Here is an 18,960-nt window from a genome sequence, read left to right as displayed (position 1 = left end):
AAACAATGAAAAAGACAATTTTTATCACAGGCGCTTCAAAAGGATTTGGTAAGATCTGGGCCGAAGCATTTTTAAAACGTGGCGATAAAGTAATAGCCACCGCACGCAACCTTAGCAATTTAGATGACCTGGTACAACAGTATGGCGAAAACATTTTGCCGCTGAAACTGGATGTTAATGACCGCGAAGCCGTATTTGCGGCTGTTAAAGCCGGCAAGGATCATTTCGGCCGGATAGATGTACTGATCAACAACGCGGGCTTTGGCTTATTTGGCGCGGTTGAAGAAACTACCGAACAACAGGCACGCGAACAAATGGAAACCAATTTCTTTGGCTTATTATGGGTAACACAAGCCATTATCCCCGTTATGCGCGAACAAAAAAGCGGGCACATTATCCAGGTATCAAGTGTTTTGGGTGTGGTAACCTTGCCGATATTAGGGCTTTACAATGCCTCGAAATTTGCGGTAGAAGGCTTGACCGAATCGCTTGCACCGGAAGTAGCACAGTTTGGTATCAAAGTTTCATTGGTTGAACCAAACGGGTTTTCTACCGACTGGGGCGGCGCGTCAGCAGTACAAACAGAAGCCAACCCGCTTTATGACAAGGTAAAAACAGACCTGTTTGGTAGTTTCCCTGCTGATTTTTATGGTAACCCCGAAGCAACAACAGATGCCGTATTGAAGTTAATAGATGCCGAAAATCCTCCGTTAAGGTTATTTTTGGGCAAGATAGCTTATCCATTTGTACAACAAAATTACGAATCGCGCTGGGCCGAATGGAACGCATGGAAAGAAGTATCAGATCAGGCACACGGACTATAATTTTTAAGATCATGAACAATTTTGAAAAATTCAGTAGCCTGCACAGGCAGGCTACTCCGCTACTGTTAGCAAATGCCTGGGATGCGGCCAGCGCAAAAATTATTGAACAAGCCGGTGCCAAAGCTATCGCTACTACCAGTGCAGGCGTTGCATGGAGTTTAGGTTATACCGATGGTTATAAAATGACCGCCAAATTGAATGCTGACGCAGCACAGCGTATCGCCCGTGTTATTAATGTACCGTTATCGGTAGATTTTGAAAATGGGTACAGCGATGACCCGTCAACAGTCGCCGAAAACATTAAACCATTACTGGATGCAGGTGTAGCAGGCATCAATTTGGAAGATGGTAAAGACAGCCCGGACCTATTGGCGAAAAAGATCGAGGCTATTAAACGGGTAGTGGAGTCTCACGGATCAGGCTTATACATCAACGCGCGTACAGACGTTTATCTTGCCACGCTGGTGCCTGCTGATCAACAGGTATTAGAAACCATCCGTCGCGCAAAGCTATATGCCGAAGCCGGTGCCGGCGGATTATTTGTACCGGTGATCACCAACGGCGAAGAGATTGCCCATATTGCAGAAAACACATCCTTACCTTTAAACGTAATGGCTATGCCGGGACTGCCTAAAGCCGACAGGTTGGCTAATCTGGGTGTGAAAAGACTAAGCGTAGGTACAGGTGTATCACAAATTGCCTGGCAGGCTACAGCCAAAATTGCCGGTGATTTCTTAACAACCGGAGATTCTTCTGTTTTTGATACCGACGCGGCACAAATTATCAATCTTCAATCTTTGCTTTCAAATGAATAAGCATGTTTCACCCTGGTTGGCGCTGGCCATCGTATTGACCGCGCCATTACTTTCTGTAATTGATATTTTTATTATCAATGTGGCCATACCCTCAATTAAAGCGGGGATCCACGCGGATAATGCGCAGGTACAACTGGTTATAGCGGGATACCTGCTGGGGTATGCTTCTTTCCTCATCACCGGTGGTCGCTCCGGCGATCACTTTGGCCGCAAGCGCATATTTTCATGGGGAATGATAGGTTTTACCATATTCTCGTGTTTATGTGGTCTGTCACAAACACCTTTGGAACTTAACGCCATGCGTTTTCTGCAAGGTGTAAGTGCCGCTTTTATGGTGCCGCAGGCAATAGCATTTATACAAGTGCTGTTTCCTGATGCCAAAGAAAGATCAAAAGCTTTCGGCTGGTTTGGTATTACGCTTGGCATGGCCTCCATCATCGGCCAGGTGATGGGCGGCTATTTTGCAGGCGGCCATTTTTTTGTAGAAGGCTGGCGGCTGATATTCCTGATCAATTTGCCTATCGGTGTGCTTGCGTTATTGGCTGCGCACAGGTATCTGCCCGAAACTGAAAGCCACAAAGGCGCAAAAATGGACCTGCCCGGCGTAGCTATTCTTACTATCGGTCTTTTTTGCCTCATCTACCCGTTGATACAGGGCAGGGAATCAGGCTGGCCATGGTGGAGTTTCGCATTGCTTATAGGCTCTGTTTTGATATTTGTTTATTTTTTCAAAGATCAGCGCCGTAAAAAAGCAGACGGCAAAGCTTTACTGATAGACGAAGGCTTGTTTGCTTTCAGGGATTTTAACATTGGCCTTGGCGCGGTTCTGTTTCATTTTATGCTGCATACCTGTTACCTGTTTTTAAGCGCGGTGTTTTTACAAACAGGGCTTGGCTTGCACCCATTAGTAGCCGGCTTATATTTTGTTGCCCCGGGCATACTGTTCACCATAAGCTCTGTTGTGGCAGGCAGGTTGGTTCCGCGTTATGGCACGGTAGTTTTGCAGGTTGGTGTAGCCGTTATCCTGATCACTTTTGCATTACAGATTGTATTTTTCAAGACCGGCGCCGGCGTGGCAGCGCTTTTTATACTACAGGCTACTTACGGTTTAGGTAATGGGCTGGTGTTGCCCTCATTGCTAAACGTGGCACTGCGCAGCCTGCCGCCCGCATTTGCAGGCGCAGCCGCAGGGGTTTATTCAACGGTACAGCAAACAGCATCAGCGCTTGGTATTTGCCTTATCGGCGGGTTATACTTTTACTTGGTTGATAACACACACAGCGTTCAATTAGCTTACCATTATGCATTGGCGGTTCAGATAGGCTGTGGTGTATTGGTGAGCATTATGTTGTTTTGTTTACCTAAGACAGTGCAAAATAACACCATTACACATGCCGCCGAATAATAAAAATATCTGACGGGAAATGTAACTTTATCGGATGCAAGCCGAGGAAGTATTAAAACAACATTTTTTAAAGCAGATAGCCCTTACCGACGAAGAATTCGCTTATGTATTCTCGCATTTTAAACCGATGTCCTTTAAAAAAGGACAAACGGTTATTGCGGTGGGTGATGATGTTAACGCCGAATATTTTGTAGTAAGCGGTTGTTTAAAGTCGTTCCATATCAATGATGATCTGAAAATGTTTATTCTGATGTTTGCTATGCCTAATTGGTGGGCATCAGATTATAATGGTTTGTACTATCATGTTAAAGCTACTACCGGTGTTGATTGTATTGCCGATGCAGAGGTACTCGAGCTCAGCAGTGATGACCGCGAGAAGTTGTGTAAAGAGATCCACCAGGTAGAGCATTTCTTCCGCTGGCGCACGTACAGGGGTTATGTTGCAGCCAATAAACGCCTGCTGTCCTTCATGAACAACGACGTAAAAGGCCGCTACCAGGACCTGATGAAACTTTACCCCGAACTGTACAACCTGGTACCCAAACAACTCATTGCCGCTTATCTGGGTGTTTCAAGGGAGTCGCTGAGCAGGTTGGGTTAATCATAGCGACGGGTTTAAAACCCATCGCTATAAAGAATTAAATTTCAGATTACAACTTCGGCAAATAACTTGTAAATTTCTTATTTAGCCATTTAATTTAATATCTTATACCCTTAATAACAGACTATTATGGGTTTAAACGATAACGATGGCTTAAAGCGTGTTATAGGCATACCAAGCCTGGCAGCTACAGTAGTGAATAATACCATTGGGGCGGGTATTTTTGCTTTGCCGGCTGTAGTGGGTATAGCAATGGGCGCTTCGGGCGTGTTGGCCTATGTACTTTGCGGCTTAATAGTAATAAGCATTATGCTTTGCTACATGGAAATAGGCACCAAGATAACCGAAAGCGGCGGCTCATACATCTATGTAGAAAAAGCCTTTGGCCCGCTGGCGGGGTTTATTATTAACTGGCTGTTCTTTTTTGGCTGGGGTGTTTTAGGCAGCGCCGCTATATGGAATGTCCTTGCCGACTCGCTTGCCGTGCTGTTCCCCGTTTTTTTAAACCCTGTAATGCGTGGCTTGCTCTTTTTTGTATTGCTTGGCAGCTTGGTTATTATTAATGTAACGGGTGCAAAAAACAGTGTAAAGTTTGTCACTTATATAACAGTCATAAAGATCGTCCCGCTGATAGCGATAGCCATTTTTGGTATAAGCCATATCAAAACCAATAATTTACACTGGGACCATTTACCTACGCTGCAAACAACGGGCAGTAGTGTATTGGCTCTTTTCTTTGCCTTTGTAGGTTTTGAAACCTCGCTCAGTTCAAGCGGCGAGATAAAAGATCCCACAAAAACCATCCCCCGCGGTGTTTTTCTCGGGAGCATAACCGCGTATATCATTTATATTGCCCTGCAAGTGGTCACCCAGGGGATATTGGGCACGCACATAAGCGCTTATAAAGCCGCCCCGCTGGCAGCCGTGGCCGAGGATATTATCGGGCCGGTTGGCGCAACTATTTTGGTAGCGGCGGCTGTTATTTCATGCCTGGGTAATGAAAGCGGCGATATGCTGGCCACGCCGCGCCTGTTGTATGCAGGTGCAAAGGATGGCCTTTTCCCTAAATTTCTGGCCAAGGTGCACCCAAAATATGCCACACCCTATATGGCGGTGATCGTGTACGCGTCGCTTGAGTTTATACTTTCAGTTTCGGGCGGATTTAAACAGCTGGCCATATTAGCCAGTTGTACATTGCTGATCATCTACCTGGCGGTGATATTAGCCATGCTAAAGTTCAGGAGGCAAACAGACCCCTCGGCCGAAAAAACATTCAGAATACCGGGCGGGATATTAATTCCGCTAATTGCTATCGCTGCAATTATATGGTTGTTAACCACTCTTAGCGGTAATGAGATCTTGTCTACCGCTATTTTTATTGCCATTGTTTGCGTGATCTATTTTATAATGCGGTGGTTTAAAAAGAAAGACCTGACAAATTAGCGCTACGTCTGTTACTATTTTAACAGATGTTTATTAAGTTTGAGCTTGTTAAAAACCAATTATCCGCGTATGAAAAAGGTATTATTGTTAGTTGCCTTTATAGGCTTGTTAAGCGCTTTCGCCCCGCAGAAAGAAAAAAACTGGATGGCCATTGGCGATTCGATAACCTTCCTTGATACCAGGCCCGAGTTAACTAAAAACCGCATAACCAAGGGCTATATGACCAGGGTGGTTGAGAAATTACCTTACCTAAAATTCGCCAATAAAGGATATCCGGGCTGGACTATTAAAGGCATTGCCGATAACATCAATAATCTGAATCTTGAAAGGGCTGATTTCTATACAGTGTTTTTAGGCACCAACGACTGGTGGACCAACCTGCCTATTGGTACTTATGATGATTATAAAAACGCTACAGGTAACGCCACAGCATACGGATCATACCGCACCGTGGTGGATAAGATTAGGAGTTTGAATGATCACGCGGTGATCATCTTCATTACCCCTTTTCAGCGGACCGACTATGTAGACATCAACAATATCCACAGCACCATCCACGGCGATTACAAGCCAAACAATTCGGGCGTACTGTTATCTGCTTATGCCGATGCTATTAAAGATATCGCCCAAAAAGAGCATTTTGAACTAGTTGACCTTTATTACAAAAGCGGCGCAAACCTTACCAACGCTGTAAATTTTAAACGCATGCGCGACCCTAAAACCGGCAAATACAAAAACTACAAGTATCCTGACTATATCGATATCCCCTTAAACCCGGACAAGGACGATTATCCCTACCCCATTGATGCCATGAACTGGGTGTATGACGGCCTGCACCCATCAGACAAAGGGCACCAGCGCATTGCCGATATGCTGGTTAAGATCATGAAGAAATATTAACCGGGGTTCTTTTCGCATATGCTTAAACGTTTTCTCTTTACGATCTTATCATTGGTATTACTGGCCGGCTGCGGTGTTGATACAATCAAATCGCTTTTAATATCCATGACAGATAACAGGTTCAGGACATTAATGCCTGATTCTGTACAAGAATACCAGGCCAGCAGTTATGATCGCCGCTCAATAGCTTTTGATCAGCCGGGCTGGTTTACCAATCGCGATGCTTCGCAATATATCCGTACAGAAGATGTAAACGGACACAAGGAAAATGTAATGCTTGATGTAGAAGGCCCCGGTGCCATTGTACGCTTTTGGCTGACTACGTTTAAGCGCAATGGTATCATCCGCATCTATTTTGATAACAAGCCGGAACCTGAGATCACCATACCTGCCTATGACCTGATGAAGATAGGCCTGCCTTTAGGCCGCGCGCTTTTACAAGCCCATTCAAGTTATGAGCCTAAAGAAAAAGGCGGCAGCACGCTTTACCTGCCTATGCCTTACGCCAAACATTGCAAGGTTACTTTTGAGGACAAGGATACCGACAATCAGCCTCGTTATTACCAGATCAATTATGTTAAGCTTAACCAGGCTAAAACGTTTTCAAAAAAACACCTGGATGATTTAAAAATGCTTGTAGACAAAACAAACGACAAGTTGCTGCACCCTGACAGTGTGTTAATTGGCCGTACAACTGATATCGATCAGCAAATAGCGCCAAATGGCGAGGCTTGGTTAACTTGCCTGCGGGTTCGTCCAGCATACGTATGTTGTCTATCAAATTAAAAACTGATAACCCGGCAGATTACGCGCAGGCGCTACGGTCGACTGTTCTGAAAATTGAGTTTGACGGCGAGCAAACCGTATGGTGCCCCATTGGTGATTTTTCAGGCTCGGGCGTTGGCGGCAAGCCTTTAAAAAGCTGGTACCGTACAGTAACCGGGGATGGCGAAATGATCAGTCGCTGGGTAATGCCTTATCAGCATACGGCCAAAATAACAGTATTAAATGTGGGCGATAAACGGGTTAGCATTTTGCTAAAAGCCAGGAACGGCACCTGGGCCTGGAATAAAAAACAAGGTATGTATTTTCATGCCGACTGGAAAAATCAAAACAACGTACCGCTGCGCCAGGTTGACGTGCCGGTGTACCCTACAGATAAAAACTACCCCATGGATTGGGACCTGAACACCATTGAAGGCAGCGGTGTTTTTGTAGGCGAAACCTTTGCCGTGTATAACCACATGCACGTTTGGTATGGCGAGGGCGACCAGAAATTATGGGTTGACGGCGCGAAATTCCCGGTTGAATATGGCACAGGCACCGAAGATTATTACAATACATCATGGGCGCCGGTAGTGCTTTACCAAACGCCATTTGCCAACGCACCAAGGGCAGACAATGCCGATTCGTTCGGTTACAATACATTTACGCGCACCCGTAATTTAGATGCTGTACCATTTAGCAAGTCTTTCCGTTTTAGTTTAGAAACCCTGGGCTGGCAGGATGGCTTTGCCGATTTTGCCGCTACCACTTACTGGTACGGCGTAAAAGGCGCAAAAAGCAGCGCGGCAACGCATCAATCCATCCCCGGTAAGTTACCTCAATAACATATGGCCAACAATAATTTAGACTGCCCCGTAGACTTTGTGCTGATCAACGAGAATCGTGCGCGCATGGTGGCATTTTTGGTGCTGATACTGGGCATAATATGCCTTGCGCAGTTAAACTGGGGCGTAGCCCTGTTTTTGTTAGCCGATTTTTCATTGCGGACGTTCAACTTCAATAATTACAGTCCCTTAAGCTTTTTGGCGGGTAAGCTGGTTACATTATTCAGGACCGGCAACAAACCTACCGACCGGGCGCCCAAACGTTTCGCGGCTTTGATGGGGATGATATTTAATGCTGTTATCGCGCTGGCGTTAATTGCTCACCTTATTACACTTGCAGTGGTCATGCTGATTATTTTGCTGATCTGTGCCGCTTTAGAATCATTGGCGGGGATTTGTGTTGGTTGTTATGTGTATACGTATTTGAAAAAGTTCGGGGTGATCAGGTAGGTGTGAATAAGAGACACAAAGTATTGTGTCTCTACATGGGATATTTTGTAGAGACGCAATGCATTGCGTCTCTACCGTGACGATTAATTAACACGCCAATTTTTCAATAAATCTGCTTATGTTAGGGGCAAATTATTCTTTTTTATGAGATGTTTCTATCTGTCGGCTGTCTTGGTCTGTTTAGCTATTGTTCCAAAAATCGGCCGTAGCCAAAACTTTATTGAAGCCAAGGCCCCTTTAAGGCAAAACCCATATATTGAATTGCCACTGGGCGCTATAAAGCCCGAAGGCTGGCTGCGCCAGATGCTGATCAAACAAAAAGAAGGCGCTACCGGTAACCTGGATAAATTGTATCCGCTGGTGATGGGTAAACGCAACGGCTGGCTTGGCGGCGACGGCGACCAATGGGAACGCGGCCCCTATTGGATAGACGGCCTGCTACCCTTAGCCTACATTTTACAGGATAAAGAATTAATTGCCAAGGTAAAGCCCTGGATCGAATGGAGCATAAAAAGCCAACAGCCGGATGGTTACTTCGGCCCGTCGAAAGATTATAGCCCCGAGCCGGGCATCCAGCGTGATAACAGCCGCGACTGGTGGCCAAAAATGGTGATGCTGAAAGTATTGCAGCAATACTATTCGGCAACCGGCGATAAGCGGGTCATCACTTTATTAACCAACTATTTCAAATACCAGCTTAATCAACTGCCCAAAACACCGCTAAACAACTGGACCTTTTGGGGTGAGTGGCGCGGCGGCGATAACCTGATGGTGGTTTACTGGTTGTACAATATTACCGGCGACAAATTTTTATTGGACCTGGGCGACATGATCCATAAACAGACCTTTGATTTTACAGGCGCTTTCCTGAAAGGCGATATGCTGACAGAATCGGGCAGTGCCCACGGTGTAAACCTGGCCGAAGGCATGAAAGAGCCGCTGATCTATTATCAGCAACACCCCGAGCAGAAATATGTAGATGCCATGAACAAAGGCCTGCATGACCTTAACAAATACGACGGTATGGCGCACGGCCTTTTCGGTGCGGACGAATCACTGCACGGCAACAACCCTACCCAGGGCTCTGAGCTTTGTACCGCTGTAGAGATGATGTTTACTTTGGAGAACTCCTTAGCCATTACCGGCGATGTTGATTATGCCGACCGCCTGGAGAAGATAGCATTTAACGCGCTGCCATCGCAAACGTCAGAAGATTATATGACCCGCCAGTATTTTCAACAGGCTAACCAGGTAATGCTTACCCGCGCATCGCATAACTTTAATGTGAACCATGCAGGTACCGATGTTTGCTTCGGCTTGTTATCCGGCTACCCATGCTGCACCTCGAACATGCACCAGGGCTGGCCAAAATTCACCCAAAACTTATGGTATGCTACTGCCGATAAAGGCATAGCCGCTTTGGTATATTCTGCCAGCGAAGTAAATACAAAGGTAGGTAACGGCGTACCGGTTACTTTTAAAGAAGAAACCAATTACCCTTTCGATGAGAATATCCGCTTTACCTTAACGGTGGACAAGAAAACCAAAGCTGTTTCATTTCCGTTCCACCTGCGCGTACCGGCCTGGTGCCAAAACGCCACGATCAAAATTAACGGTGCTGATTTTCAACAGGCTAAAGGCAACCAGATCGTGAAAATAAACCGAGAATGGAAAACCGGTGATGTGGTAGAACTGCAATTACCTATGCACATCTTTAAAAATACCTGGTATGAAAATTCGGTGTCTGTAGAGCGCGGCCCACTGGTTTACGCCCTTAAAATTGGCGAAGACGTTAAACTTATAAAGAATGACAAGGACCCTATCGCCTACGGCAGCGAATATTATGAAATAACACCCACCACCCCGTGGAATTATGGTTTAATAGAGGCGCATAACAATCAGCTTGAAAAGGCATTTACCGTACAAAAGAAAAATGAGGTAAAGGCTTACCCCTGGAGTGTAGCAAACGCGCCGCTGCAGTTAACCACCAAAGCCCGCAAAATACCCGACTGGAAATTGTACAACGACATGGCCGGCCCTGTGCCCTACAGCGTGATTTATAACGAAGGCACACCGAAAGAGAAAGAAGAAGAAATTACACTGATACCTTATGGATGTACCAAGCTGCGTATTTCGCAGTTCCCGGTTGTGGGGCGGTAGTGATGTGCGGATGTGGGGATATGCAGATGTGCAGATGATACAATAAATCACTGTCATTTCGAAACGAGGAACGAGTGAGAAATCTTATACATCCGATCCGTAGCATGGCGTTTAAGATCTCTCACTTCGTTTCGAGATGACAATCTTTTTTATTTTATTTTTAAAAAATGAAAAAACTAACACTTCTACTACTTACCGTTTGCCTCTTAACTTCTTTTAAGGCAAAAGAACTGACCTGGGTTGCCATAGGCGATTCGATCACTTACCTGAACGACCACAAAGACGAAACGCAAAACCGGTTAACCAGGGGCTACCTGACGCAGGTTACCGAAAAGCTGCCTAATATCCATTACATTAACAAAGGCTATAATGGCTGGACATCCGGCGGGATTGCCGACAGCTTTGATAAACTGAATATCCCGAAAGGTGATATCTACACCATATTTTTAGGCACTAACGACTGGTGGCAGGGACGACCGATCGGCACTATCGACGATTACAAGAACAATGCCGGTAACAATACCATTTATGGTTCATTCCGCATTATTTTAGATAAGATCAAAGCCCTGAACCCCGATGCTAAAATTATCCTGATGACACCATTGCAACGGGTGGACTTTGTGTACCTGTTCGACAAAAATAATAATGCCCACGGCTCGTACCGCGACAATAAAGGCCAAACGCTCGAAGCTGTAGCCAATGCCATCGCGTCTATCGGTAAGTTGGAAAACATCCCGGTTGATGACCTGTACCACGACAGTGATTTTACATTGGATAAACTGGTAAAATTTAAACGCGTAAAAGATCAAAGCGGGCAGTATGCAGACCTGCCTTATCCCAAATTTATCGACGTTCCGTTTAACCCGGCTACGGATGACTATCCCTATCCAAAGGAAGCTATCGATTTAACTTATGACGGCTTGCACCCTTCTGATAAAGGATGTGCCATCATAGCAAAGAGTGTTGTAAAAATCATGAAGAAATTTTAATCCCGAAAAATGAGAAAACCTATTATTGCACTGGCATTTATTGCCACTATTGCATTCGCGGCAAAAGCACAGGATAAACCCATTACTACCACGCCGCCAATGGGCTGGATGAGCTGGTTCCCGTTTATTGATAAGATCAATGAAAAAAAGATCATGGAAGTGGCGGATGCCATGGTTAAAAGCGGGTTAAGGGATGCCGGCTATAAACTACTACAGTTGGACGACGGATGGATGGCCGCCACAAGAGATAAGGAAGGCCGCCAATATGCGGATACCTCACGCTTTCCGCATGGGATGAAATACCTGGCAGATTACCTGCATGCGCGCGGGTTAAAGATCGGTATTTACTCATCAAACGGAACACAAACTTGCGCGGGTTACCCGGGCAGTTACAACCACGAAGAGCTTGATGCTAAAACCTATGCAGCGTGGGGTATAGATTATTTAAAATATGATGCCTGCGGCGAAAAAGAGAACCATACCGACAGGGAGCTGCACACCCGCATGAGCAAGGCGCTAAGGGCTATAGGCAGGCCTATTATGTTTGAGATCTGCATATTTTCAAGCGGTGATACGCATTTATGGGGTGCTGAAATTGCGGACATGTGGCGCACGGGCGGCGATATTGTAAAGTTTATTGAACGCACACCCGAGGTTACTTACAAAAACTGGTATGAAAACCTGGGCCAGGTTGTAGGCAAAGAAAACTACGCTGGCAACGGGCATTGGAACGACCCGGATAATTTAATTGTTGATTACCCGCGCAACAATAAACAAACCTACGAAGAGCAAAAGGCGCAGTTTAGTTTATGGAGCGTGGTATCCGCCCCGCTGATACTGGGTAATGATGTACGCAATATGTTTGATGCCACAAAACAGATCCTGCTGAACAAAGAGATCATAGCGGTAGACCAGGACAAAGCCACCAAACCCGGCTCACGCGTTATCAGCGATGATCAAAAAGAGGTATGGGTAAAACAATTAAACGACGGAAGTAAAGCCGTAGTGATATTTAATAAGCAAGATACAGAAGCTACATTATCGCTTAATTTCAAGGATATCAATGTCGCTAAAAAAGCAAAGATCCGTGACCTGTGGAGCCACAGTGATAAGGGCACCTTTACCGATACATACAGCGCTAAGATTGCCCCGCATGGAGTAAATATGATCAAATTAATTGCTGCTAAATAATCATATTTAAAGCCTAAATTACCCAATGAAAAAGATCTTAATAAACCTAACGGCAATTGTTGTTTTAGTTTTTGCTATCGCATCAACAGGCTGTAAAAAAGATAATTCCGGATCAGCATCTGTCAAAATCGTGGGTAAGTGGCTTGTAAAAAAGTCTATTACACATCAAACCTACCAGGGCATTACACGACATGATACTACATTCAACAGCAATGATTCTTACCAGTTTAACGTTAATGGTACAGCATTCATTAAGGAGAGCGATACCGAAGAAAATACCGTCTGGAAAGTAAGCAACAACAAATTAGTATTAGGTGTAACAAACGAAAACGGTATAGCACAAGTGCTTGACATTAATACGCTCACAAATACCAGCTTAGAGCTACATCGTTCTGAATCATCGCCAGATCTGACGGTCGATCAAACTATTACGCTTAGCAAAGAAGATTCATAGCAGCATTCGTTACCCTGTATTTATTTGGTCATAGTGATATCCACCGCGCCATAGTTTCTGAGTACATCAACCGCTTCCTGCATTTCAATGGAGTTATCGGCATGAACCTTTAAAAGTACGGTTTGGTCTTTTAATGCTTCTGTAACGATGTCGTCTTCAGTAAACTCCTGTGCCAGTAAATATTGCTGCGCGTCTTCCGCGTGGTCCATATCCCTGAAGATACCGGTTGCTGTGTGTGATCTCATGGTATTTAAACATCGTCTGCACTCACTTGTTTTAAACTAAAAATTCCGATAAATGATCAACAAAATCAGTTTTTCTTATTTTTATAAATAAGCTGGAAAAATTATGGGAGATTTTGCAACTAATAATGACATACTATTTAGAGACGATTTGCCGGATGTACGCAACAACGCTGTTTTAAAATACTGTTTCCAACAATTTTCGTTTTATGCTGATGGTTATAAAATTGCTGCTGATCGTTTGATTAAAATCTGCATTTCGGAAAGAGAATTAGGAAGAGGTGATATAGATGTCTTAATTTATCCGATTGTATTTAATTATCGCCATTACATAGAGTTAAGATTGAAAGAAATTATAATTGGATTGAGATATTGTAGCGGACATGAAAATGTAAAGTTTGATTCACATAATTTGAAAACCTTATGGGACGAATTAATTATATTATATGATGACTTTCGAGAGGAAAATGACGAAGAAGATTTTCGAAATGCAGAAAGATTAATACATGAATTCGACAAAAATGATCCGAATTCTATGTCATTTCGTTATCCAACGGATAAAAAAGGAAACTTAATTTCTATCGAGAAAATAAATTTAAATATTAGAAACTTTGGTGAGGTTATGGAGAGATTAGCCTTTTTTTTAGACTCATTATCTGACGTTACAGAAAATTATAAAAGCTTAACAGATGATACGCATGAGTTCTAATACGAAAACTTAGTCTTTAGTAAAAGCGTCGCTTCATACACTGAAGCGACGCTCTATGATTATAAAATCTTACGAATCTTACTTTTTAGCCTGTAGCTTATCATGCAGTTCTTTCATAAAGTAACCACCTATAACACTACGCGCCTGGAAACCTGTTTGTTTGCCATTAGTAGTTTCATGCCAATCGCTCAACGGTACACGGGTTGGCGTTTCTAAAGCGTATTTGTAAACCGGGTCAACCAGTGCATCAAACTCTTTACGGGTTGGCGCAAAGGTAGCAGTCCACAAGATCCAGTCAGATTTTGTGTAAGTTTTGCGGCTATCCAACGGTAAGCCAAATTCGTTTTGTTTGGTCAGGTAGAATTTGGTCTCGGTATCATAAACTGATTGCGGGAACAGGTCAAGGCCCAATACTTTATCCCAAACCAGGTTGTATTTCTGACTCCAGCTGCCCGGGTTCTCAAACGTCAGGGTATAGTGGTCTTTATCGCCTGCCAGTTTCATCCATCTGCCTACCATTTCTTTGGCAATGGTACGGTATTTTTTAGCTGCCGATTTATCGCCTAATGACTCTGCCATTTGCGCGTAGCAACCTATACCCACAATTGCTTTAACAGATAAGTTTGCGTTACGTGCAAGGTGGCCCGCAAAGTCGTCGGTACATAATTGGTTAGCCGGGTCAAAACCTTCTTTCACTAAGTAATCAACCCAGGTACTTAAGGTTTTCCAATGCAGTTTGGCATAAGCCGGACTGCCTTGTGCCTTACAGATAGCGGCAGTCAGGATGATCATGTTGCCTGATTCTTCAACCGGCATGCCTTCGCCATAAGTTTGGCCATTAGCATGCGGGTAGCTTCCCAGATCGTGTGCTGCAAATTTATGGTCAAACTTACCGCTTTCGCTGAAGTAGAAAATACCGTTCAGCATGCCTTGCATTAATTTAGGGTTATAGATCAGGTATAATGGTGCCGATGGGTAAGTTACGTCGACCGTGTTAACAAAGCCGCCGCTAAAGTTTTCTTTAGAGAACCAAAGGATCTCGCCCTGCGGGCTTTTCACTAAAATATGAGCAGCTATACTTTGACGATAAGCCAATACGCATAGGTCGGCATATTTTTTACCGCCTGCTTTAAAAGCGTCGGCATACATGCTTTTGTTAAACGCGGCGCATTTTTGTACTACCGCCGGGTATTCGGTAGCAGCTTTGGTTAACTGACTCTCGATAGTTTCTTTACCCGAGTTGTTCCACCATGGCCTTAAGTTTTGTTTAAAGTATTGCATAGAGAAGATATCATCATATCCAAGCTCTATAAATTTTGAAGTACCCGCCGGGCCAACTTTACCAAATGGAATAACCGTGTTTAAAGCCAGGCCAGTACCCTGTGTTACGGTTGTTTCAACGCTGCCTTTGCGGAATGCGTTAACAGATTCGTTGGCATTGGTAATGAATTGGGTAGCGCCTGTTGTTTTTGGGGCAGCTACGTAAACATAGCCCCAGTCTATACGCACATCATCGCCATTTTTTTGAAGGATGGGCTGCTCATCCGTTCCGGCTTTAAGCAGGGATAATGAAGCTGTGCTGTATTTTGAAGCGGTAACCGGTTGTTTCGACTGGTTAACTGCAAGATTTGTTGAAGCGCTGAAAAACACTTTCACATCATGCGTTTTGCCATCATTCGATTTTACTTTGTAGGTGATGTAGCTTACCGGACGTGATAACAGGTTCAGATCAGACAATAACAATGGCGAAGTGAACGTAAGGTCAAGATCAACTTTACCCGCGGTAAAGCGGTAAACTGTTTGCGTAGCATTGATGTTAACGCTTTTCTGATCAGCAACTTCTAATTCTTTGGCGATAGATGGTTTTTCTTTATCTACCAAACCAACGTCGGCACGCGAGCCGCCGCCTGTGTTAACCACGTGCATGGCAATGATGTTATCACCAACCTTAAGCTTGCTTTTGTCTATCGGGGTCATTTCAAAGCCTTTGCTAACACCCACACGATCAAAGATCTGCTCGCCGTTTAATGATACTTCTATGTTATCATCCCATGATAATTTCAAAAGCAACTTATTGATATCGTCGGTTTGCGCAATGGTAAATACCCTCCTTATCCAGATATCTTTGGTAGTCCATTTCAGTTTATCGTCATGGCTGTCACCAATTGGCGATACGCCGTCTTTCCAATCGGTAGGTACGTATTGTAATGTAGTCCAGTCGCCATCAGGTTTGGTAGTGGTATATTTTACAGGATATGATCTTTCGTCAGATGCCGACAAGATAGTTTTGTATTGCTCAGGTTCTTTACCTAAAAATCTGTAATCAGTACCGTCTACATTAATAATACCAATTAATGATTGGTCTGCGCCGGTCCAGTGGGTAGTGGTTGATTCGGCCAGTTTATCAGAGTTTGACCAAACGCTGAAATAAGTATTATGCGTGATCAGGGGATAAGAAGGCGCCTTGCGCTCCTGTGCTGATGTATATTGGAAACTTGCCAGGATGGCCGCGAGTCCAAATAACAGATTTTTTTTCATGAAGTTAAGTTTGTTTCGTTGGATTTTGTTTTTAATAGCATTATTCTGCCGATTTTACATCACACAGAATTATTTGCTAAATAACATCATTTTATGCTAAAATCGCTTATTTATTTTCAATAATCATTTAATAAGCGCGGGCCAATTGTCTGTACGGAACGGGTTTGCAGGCAGGCCATCCTTATTATATAAGTTTCCGGGCGGGTTATCTGCCCAGTTATATCTTACCGCTTGCGGGTTCGGAATAACGTCCCTGCTAACCACAACCGTATTGCCTTGTATAACCGCTTTTGCCCAAACAAATACATGATCTTCGCCGGCTATACCAAAGCCTTTTAGTTCCTGTCCATCGGCAATTACCAGATCATCGCCAACAAGGCTTGCCGCTGTCAGTCCTTTATTTATTTCGTTAAAGCTGATGATGACCTTATCGCCGTCAATCTTCATGGATTTATATACAGGGCCTGACGAAACTACCTTTTCGCCATAAATATCATGGCGGGCAACCAGAGCAAGCCTGTTGCCCGGCACAAGTTTATTGGCCGGGTGGATATCTGTTGCCTGGCCAGCATCGGTAACGACAGCCATACCGGTTTTAGGTAAAGCCTTTAATGTATTTTGCTGCCCTTCGCGCACCCACGGCCAGTTACCTTCAGACGGTGCAGATGCCGGATTCCTGAAATTTGGCAATTGCACAAACAAGAACGGGAAATTACCCTGCCCCCATTTTTCTCGCCAGTTGCTGATCATTCGCGGGAAAAGGTCTTTATATTCAACAGCGTCGGCAAGGTTATCGCCATTGCTTTCGCCCTGGTACCATATCACTCCTTTTATGCCATAGCCTTGCAGCGGCGCTATCACACCATTATAGCAAATGGTTGGCGAGTTATAACCACCCAGCGGATCAGCAGGGTAAATAGGTGTGCGGCGCGACAGTCGGGGTTGTGGTGGTTGCGGCTGATTAGTCGCTTTTGCCTTCGCTACATCGTCTTGCCATTTCTTTATGGCCTCGCTATAAGGATTACCCACTTCAGTGTTCCATACTTTCATGCTATCCTGGTAAAGTGCCATTCTTTGCGGATAGGTGGCTTTAGCATTGTCATAGTTGTCAACCAGCTTTTTGTGGATATCTACATATTTGGTAAAGGCCGGGCTTTCTTTTAAACCATCTTCAGTTATCCACGATTGTGCCGGCGTACCACCGCGATAGCTGCCAATTAACCCAACCGGAACATTGGTGGTTTTGCGGATCTGCTGTGCGAAATAATAGCCCACGGCGGTAATACCATGCCAGGCAAATTTTGGGTTGGCCATTACATCAGGCGAGCAAACCAGCCACTTACCATTGGGCGAGTCGGCGGGTTGTTTGGCAATATCATATAAGGGCTGTAATGACAAAGCCATTGGCACATAAAAAACATGGATCAGGTTGTCGGTGGCTTTCGGGATAACGTCAGCGGCATGTTTTTCTGTCTGGATACCGAACTCCATGTTTGATTGCCCCGATGCCAGCCATACCTCGCCTATCAAAATGTTTTTGTAGTCGATAGTGATGGATGTGCCTTTAATGTGCATTTCATAAGGGCCGCCGGCTTTGTAGCTGCCCAGCTTTACCAGCCATTTACCATCGGCACCGGTGGTGGTAGTGTAGGTTTTACCCATAAAATCAACCTGCACTTTTTCGCCCGCGGTGGCCCAGCCATAAACCGGCACATGAATGCCGCGCTGCAGTACCATATTATCGCCAAATATGGCGGGTAAGGTAACCTGTGCAAAAGCGGCGTTGCCTACCAGGAATATTATAAAGGCGAATGACAATATTTTTTTCATAAAGATTATAAGTGGTTTATACAAGGATACGATGTTTAGCCAAGAAGTAAAACAACGTGGAAGCGTATTTTGTGCAAACGATTGCCGTTTGAAGAAAAAAGCCCCGCAGATGTGCGAGGCTTTCTCTATTGTTGGTGTTGTCACCAACAATGGTAATAAAGAAATATCTTATTAACTTTTAATATTTAATTTTACAGCAGTTCCGTCCGGAAGGTTAAATATTTGACTTGCAATATTGGCATTTAATAAGAGATACTTCGGAAAAACTGACGGATACAAGTTTTCGACTTTGTAATCTCCCCCTATAACAAAAGGTTTTTTAGGACAAAGACGTTCATTATAATCTATAGACTCATTGGCATTATTCCAAGACTGAATAATGTTTTTTCCGGTTAAGAAATTCAGGTCAGATTTAAGAACATTTATCCAATCATCAAAATCAGATGCAATTATATTCCTCTCTCCGGTTTCGATGTTCAAGAACACGATTCCATTTGAGGTAAATCCAAATTGATTACCAAAAATTTCTTGAGCAAAAAAGAAGTCGTCTTTTATAATTGAAGAGTATGCTCGTTTTATTACTTCGTTAATTGCATAAATACTTCTGAAATCAGGTATGTTGTTAACAGAATAAATCTGTAGTGAATTATCAAAAAAAAAGCCTCCATTACTGACTGTTATAAATTTCAAATAGCCACTGTCTTTAATGTTATGATTTATTTCTAATATATCACTATCACTTATTGCTAATTCTTGAGCATCAGTGTTTTTATTATTCAATATATATATTTATAATCCA

18 protein-coding genes are annotated in these 18,960 nt (G+C 44.0%); 14 read left to right on the top strand and 4 right to left on the bottom strand.

Annotation, left to right across the window (positions count from 1 at the left end):
- Nucleotides 1–5 precede the first annotated feature (5 nt).
- The 13 genes from FO440_RS09320 to FO440_RS09260 all read left to right on the top strand — a co-directional run bounded on the left by FO440_RS09320 (nucleotide 6) and on the right by FO440_RS09260 (nucleotide 12,842).
- Complete coding sequence (locus tag FO440_RS09320; protein ID WP_144247919.1) at nucleotides 6–824, top strand: SDR family NAD(P)-dependent oxidoreductase; 819 nt, start codon at nucleotides 6–8, stop codon at nucleotides 822–824.
- Between the two features lie 11 nt (nucleotides 825–835).
- A complete protein-coding gene (locus FO440_RS09315; protein ID WP_144247918.1) occupies nucleotides 836–1,639 on the top strand; it encodes an isocitrate lyase/PEP mutase family protein in 804 nt (267 codons plus the stop codon).
- Nucleotides 1,632–3,044 (top strand): MFS transporter, encoded by a 1,413-nt coding sequence (locus FO440_RS09310; RefSeq protein WP_144247917.1) that lies wholly within the window; start codon nucleotides 1,632–1,634, stop codon nucleotides 3,042–3,044. Before FO440_RS09315 ends, FO440_RS09310 begins: the two co-directional genes overlap by 8 nt.
- 34 nt (nucleotides 3,045–3,078) lie before the next feature.
- The gene (locus FO440_RS09305) at nucleotides 3,079–3,645 is read left to right on the top strand and encodes a Crp/Fnr family transcriptional regulator (RefSeq protein WP_144247916.1); all 567 of its coding nucleotides are present in this window, start codon (nucleotides 3,079–3,081) and stop codon (nucleotides 3,643–3,645) included.
- 129 nt (nucleotides 3,646–3,774) lie between these two features.
- Nucleotides 3,775–5,088, top strand: coding sequence for an APC family permease (locus tag FO440_RS09300; RefSeq protein ID WP_144247915.1), 1,314 nt, complete (start codon nucleotides 3,775–3,777; stop codon nucleotides 5,086–5,088).
- A gap of 69 nt (nucleotides 5,089–5,157) precedes the next feature.
- On the top strand, nucleotides 5,158–5,988 hold the full coding sequence (locus tag FO440_RS09295; RefSeq protein WP_144247914.1) for an SGNH/GDSL hydrolase family protein: 831 nt from the start codon (nucleotides 5,158–5,160) through the stop codon (nucleotides 5,986–5,988).
- Between the two features lie 18 nt (nucleotides 5,989–6,006).
- Nucleotides 6,007–6,774: a DUF2961 domain-containing protein gene (locus FO440_RS09290; protein WP_144247913.1), complete on the top strand. Its 768-nt coding sequence runs from the start codon at nucleotides 6,007–6,009 to the stop codon at nucleotides 6,772–6,774.
- Nucleotides 6,756–7,598: a glycoside hydrolase family 172 protein gene (locus FO440_RS09285; RefSeq protein ID WP_144247912.1), complete on the top strand. Its 843-nt coding sequence runs from the start codon at nucleotides 6,756–6,758 to the stop codon at nucleotides 7,596–7,598. The genes FO440_RS09290 and FO440_RS09285 overlap by 19 nt, the downstream gene beginning before the upstream one ends.
- A gap of 3 nt (nucleotides 7,599–7,601) precedes the next feature.
- Complete coding sequence (locus FO440_RS09280) at nucleotides 7,602–8,048, top strand: DUF4395 domain-containing protein (RefSeq protein ID WP_144247911.1); 447 nt, start codon at nucleotides 7,602–7,604, stop codon at nucleotides 8,046–8,048.
- 144 nt (nucleotides 8,049–8,192) lie between these two features.
- Nucleotides 8,193–10,208 (top strand): beta-L-arabinofuranosidase domain-containing protein, encoded by a 2,016-nt coding sequence (locus tag FO440_RS09275; protein WP_144247910.1) that lies wholly within the window; start codon nucleotides 8,193–8,195, stop codon nucleotides 10,206–10,208.
- A 167-nt stretch (nucleotides 10,209–10,375) separates the two neighbouring features.
- Entirely contained in the window at nucleotides 10,376–11,197 is an 822-nt protein-coding gene (locus FO440_RS09270; protein ID WP_144247909.1) for an SGNH/GDSL hydrolase family protein, read from the top strand.
- Between the two features lie 9 nt (nucleotides 11,198–11,206).
- Entirely contained in the window at nucleotides 11,207–12,388 is a 1,182-nt protein-coding gene (locus FO440_RS09265; RefSeq protein WP_144247908.1) for a glycoside hydrolase family 27 protein, read from the top strand.
- A gap of 25 nt (nucleotides 12,389–12,413) precedes the next feature.
- Nucleotides 12,414–12,842, top strand: coding sequence for a lipocalin family protein (locus tag FO440_RS09260; RefSeq protein WP_144247907.1), 429 nt, complete (start codon nucleotides 12,414–12,416; stop codon nucleotides 12,840–12,842).
- A 20-nt stretch (nucleotides 12,843–12,862) separates the two neighbouring features.
- Here FO440_RS09260 and FO440_RS09255 read toward each other — a convergent pair whose 3' ends face one another.
- A complete protein-coding gene (locus FO440_RS09255; protein ID WP_144247906.1) occupies nucleotides 12,863–13,087 on the bottom strand; it encodes a hypothetical protein in 225 nt (74 codons plus the stop codon).
- Nucleotides 13,088–13,190: 103 nt separating this feature from the next.
- Between FO440_RS09255 and FO440_RS09250 the strand changes: the two genes are divergently transcribed.
- Entirely contained in the window at nucleotides 13,191–13,793 is a 603-nt protein-coding gene (locus FO440_RS09250) for a hypothetical protein (RefSeq protein WP_144247905.1), read from the top strand.
- A 78-nt stretch (nucleotides 13,794–13,871) separates the two neighbouring features.
- On the opposite strand, the gene FO440_RS09245 is transcribed toward FO440_RS09250, so the two are convergent.
- The 3 genes from FO440_RS09245 to FO440_RS09235 form a co-directional block, all read right to left on the bottom strand.
- Nucleotides 13,872–16,331 (bottom strand): glutaminase family protein, encoded by a 2,460-nt coding sequence (locus tag FO440_RS09245; protein ID WP_144247904.1) that lies wholly within the window; start codon nucleotides 16,329–16,331, stop codon nucleotides 13,872–13,874.
- A 123-nt stretch (nucleotides 16,332–16,454) separates the two neighbouring features.
- On the bottom strand, nucleotides 16,455–18,161 hold the full coding sequence (locus tag FO440_RS09240) for a sialate O-acetylesterase (protein WP_144247903.1): 1,707 nt from the start codon (nucleotides 18,159–18,161) through the stop codon (nucleotides 16,455–16,457).
- A gap of 171 nt (nucleotides 18,162–18,332) precedes the next feature.
- The gene (locus tag FO440_RS09235) at nucleotides 18,333–18,941 is read right to left on the bottom strand and encodes an SMI1/KNR4 family protein (RefSeq protein WP_144247902.1); all 609 of its coding nucleotides are present in this window, start codon (nucleotides 18,939–18,941) and stop codon (nucleotides 18,333–18,335) included.
- Nucleotides 18,942–18,960 lie beyond the last annotated feature (19 nt).

It is taken from the genome of Mucilaginibacter corticis (assembly GCF_007558865.1).
Classification (GTDB): domain Bacteria; phylum Bacteroidota; class Bacteroidia; order Sphingobacteriales; family Sphingobacteriaceae; genus Mucilaginibacter; species Mucilaginibacter corticis.
Note: the sequence above shows the minus strand (reverse complement) of the source record. Positions and strands in the feature narration are given on the sequence as shown.

What these genes read in the sequence shown, in the direction of transcription:
- FO440_RS09290 (WP_144247913.1), top strand. Translation starts at nt 6,007, where the DNA reads ATGCTTAAACGTTTTCTCTTTACGATCTTATCATTGGTATTACTGGCC.
- FO440_RS09245 (WP_144247904.1), bottom strand. Translation starts at nt 16,331, where the DNA reads ATGAAAAAAAATCTGTTATTTGGACTCGCGGCCATCCTGGCAAGTTTC.
- FO440_RS09280 (WP_144247911.1), top strand. Translation starts at nt 7,602, where the DNA reads ATGGCCAACAATAATTTAGACTGCCCCGTAGACTTTGTGCTGATCAAC.
- FO440_RS09300 (WP_144247915.1), top strand. Translation starts at nt 3,775, where the DNA reads ATGGGTTTAAACGATAACGATGGCTTAAAGCGTGTTATAGGCATACCA.
- FO440_RS09250 (WP_144247905.1), top strand. Translation starts at nt 13,191, where the DNA reads ATGGGAGATTTTGCAACTAATAATGACATACTATTTAGAGACGATTTG.
- FO440_RS09310 (WP_144247917.1), top strand. Translation starts at nt 1,632, where the DNA reads ATGAATAAGCATGTTTCACCCTGGTTGGCGCTGGCCATCGTATTGACC.
- FO440_RS09315 (WP_144247918.1), top strand. Translation starts at nt 836, where the DNA reads ATGAACAATTTTGAAAAATTCAGTAGCCTGCACAGGCAGGCTACTCCG.
- FO440_RS09255 (WP_144247906.1), bottom strand. Translation starts at nt 13,087, where the DNA reads ATGAGATCACACACAGCAACCGGTATCTTCAGGGATATGGACCACGCG.
- FO440_RS09265 (WP_144247908.1), top strand. Translation starts at nt 11,207, where the DNA reads ATGAGAAAACCTATTATTGCACTGGCATTTATTGCCACTATTGCATTC.
- FO440_RS09305 (WP_144247916.1), top strand. Translation starts at nt 3,079, where the DNA reads ATGCAAGCCGAGGAAGTATTAAAACAACATTTTTTAAAGCAGATAGCC.
- FO440_RS09295 (WP_144247914.1), top strand. Translation starts at nt 5,158, where the DNA reads ATGAAAAAGGTATTATTGTTAGTTGCCTTTATAGGCTTGTTAAGCGCT.
- FO440_RS09240 (WP_144247903.1), bottom strand. Translation starts at nt 18,161, where the DNA reads ATGAAAAAAATATTGTCATTCGCCTTTATAATATTCCTGGTAGGCAAC.
- FO440_RS09275 (WP_144247910.1), top strand. Translation starts at nt 8,193, where the DNA reads ATGAGATGTTTCTATCTGTCGGCTGTCTTGGTCTGTTTAGCTATTGTT.
- FO440_RS09320 (WP_144247919.1), top strand. Translation starts at nt 6, where the DNA reads ATGAAAAAGACAATTTTTATCACAGGCGCTTCAAAAGGATTTGGTAAG.
- FO440_RS09270 (WP_144247909.1), top strand. Translation starts at nt 10,376, where the DNA reads ATGAAAAAACTAACACTTCTACTACTTACCGTTTGCCTCTTAACTTCT.
- FO440_RS09260 (WP_144247907.1), top strand. Translation starts at nt 12,414, where the DNA reads ATGAAAAAGATCTTAATAAACCTAACGGCAATTGTTGTTTTAGTTTTT.
- FO440_RS09285 (WP_144247912.1), top strand. Translation starts at nt 6,756, where the DNA reads ATGTTGTCTATCAAATTAAAAACTGATAACCCGGCAGATTACGCGCAG.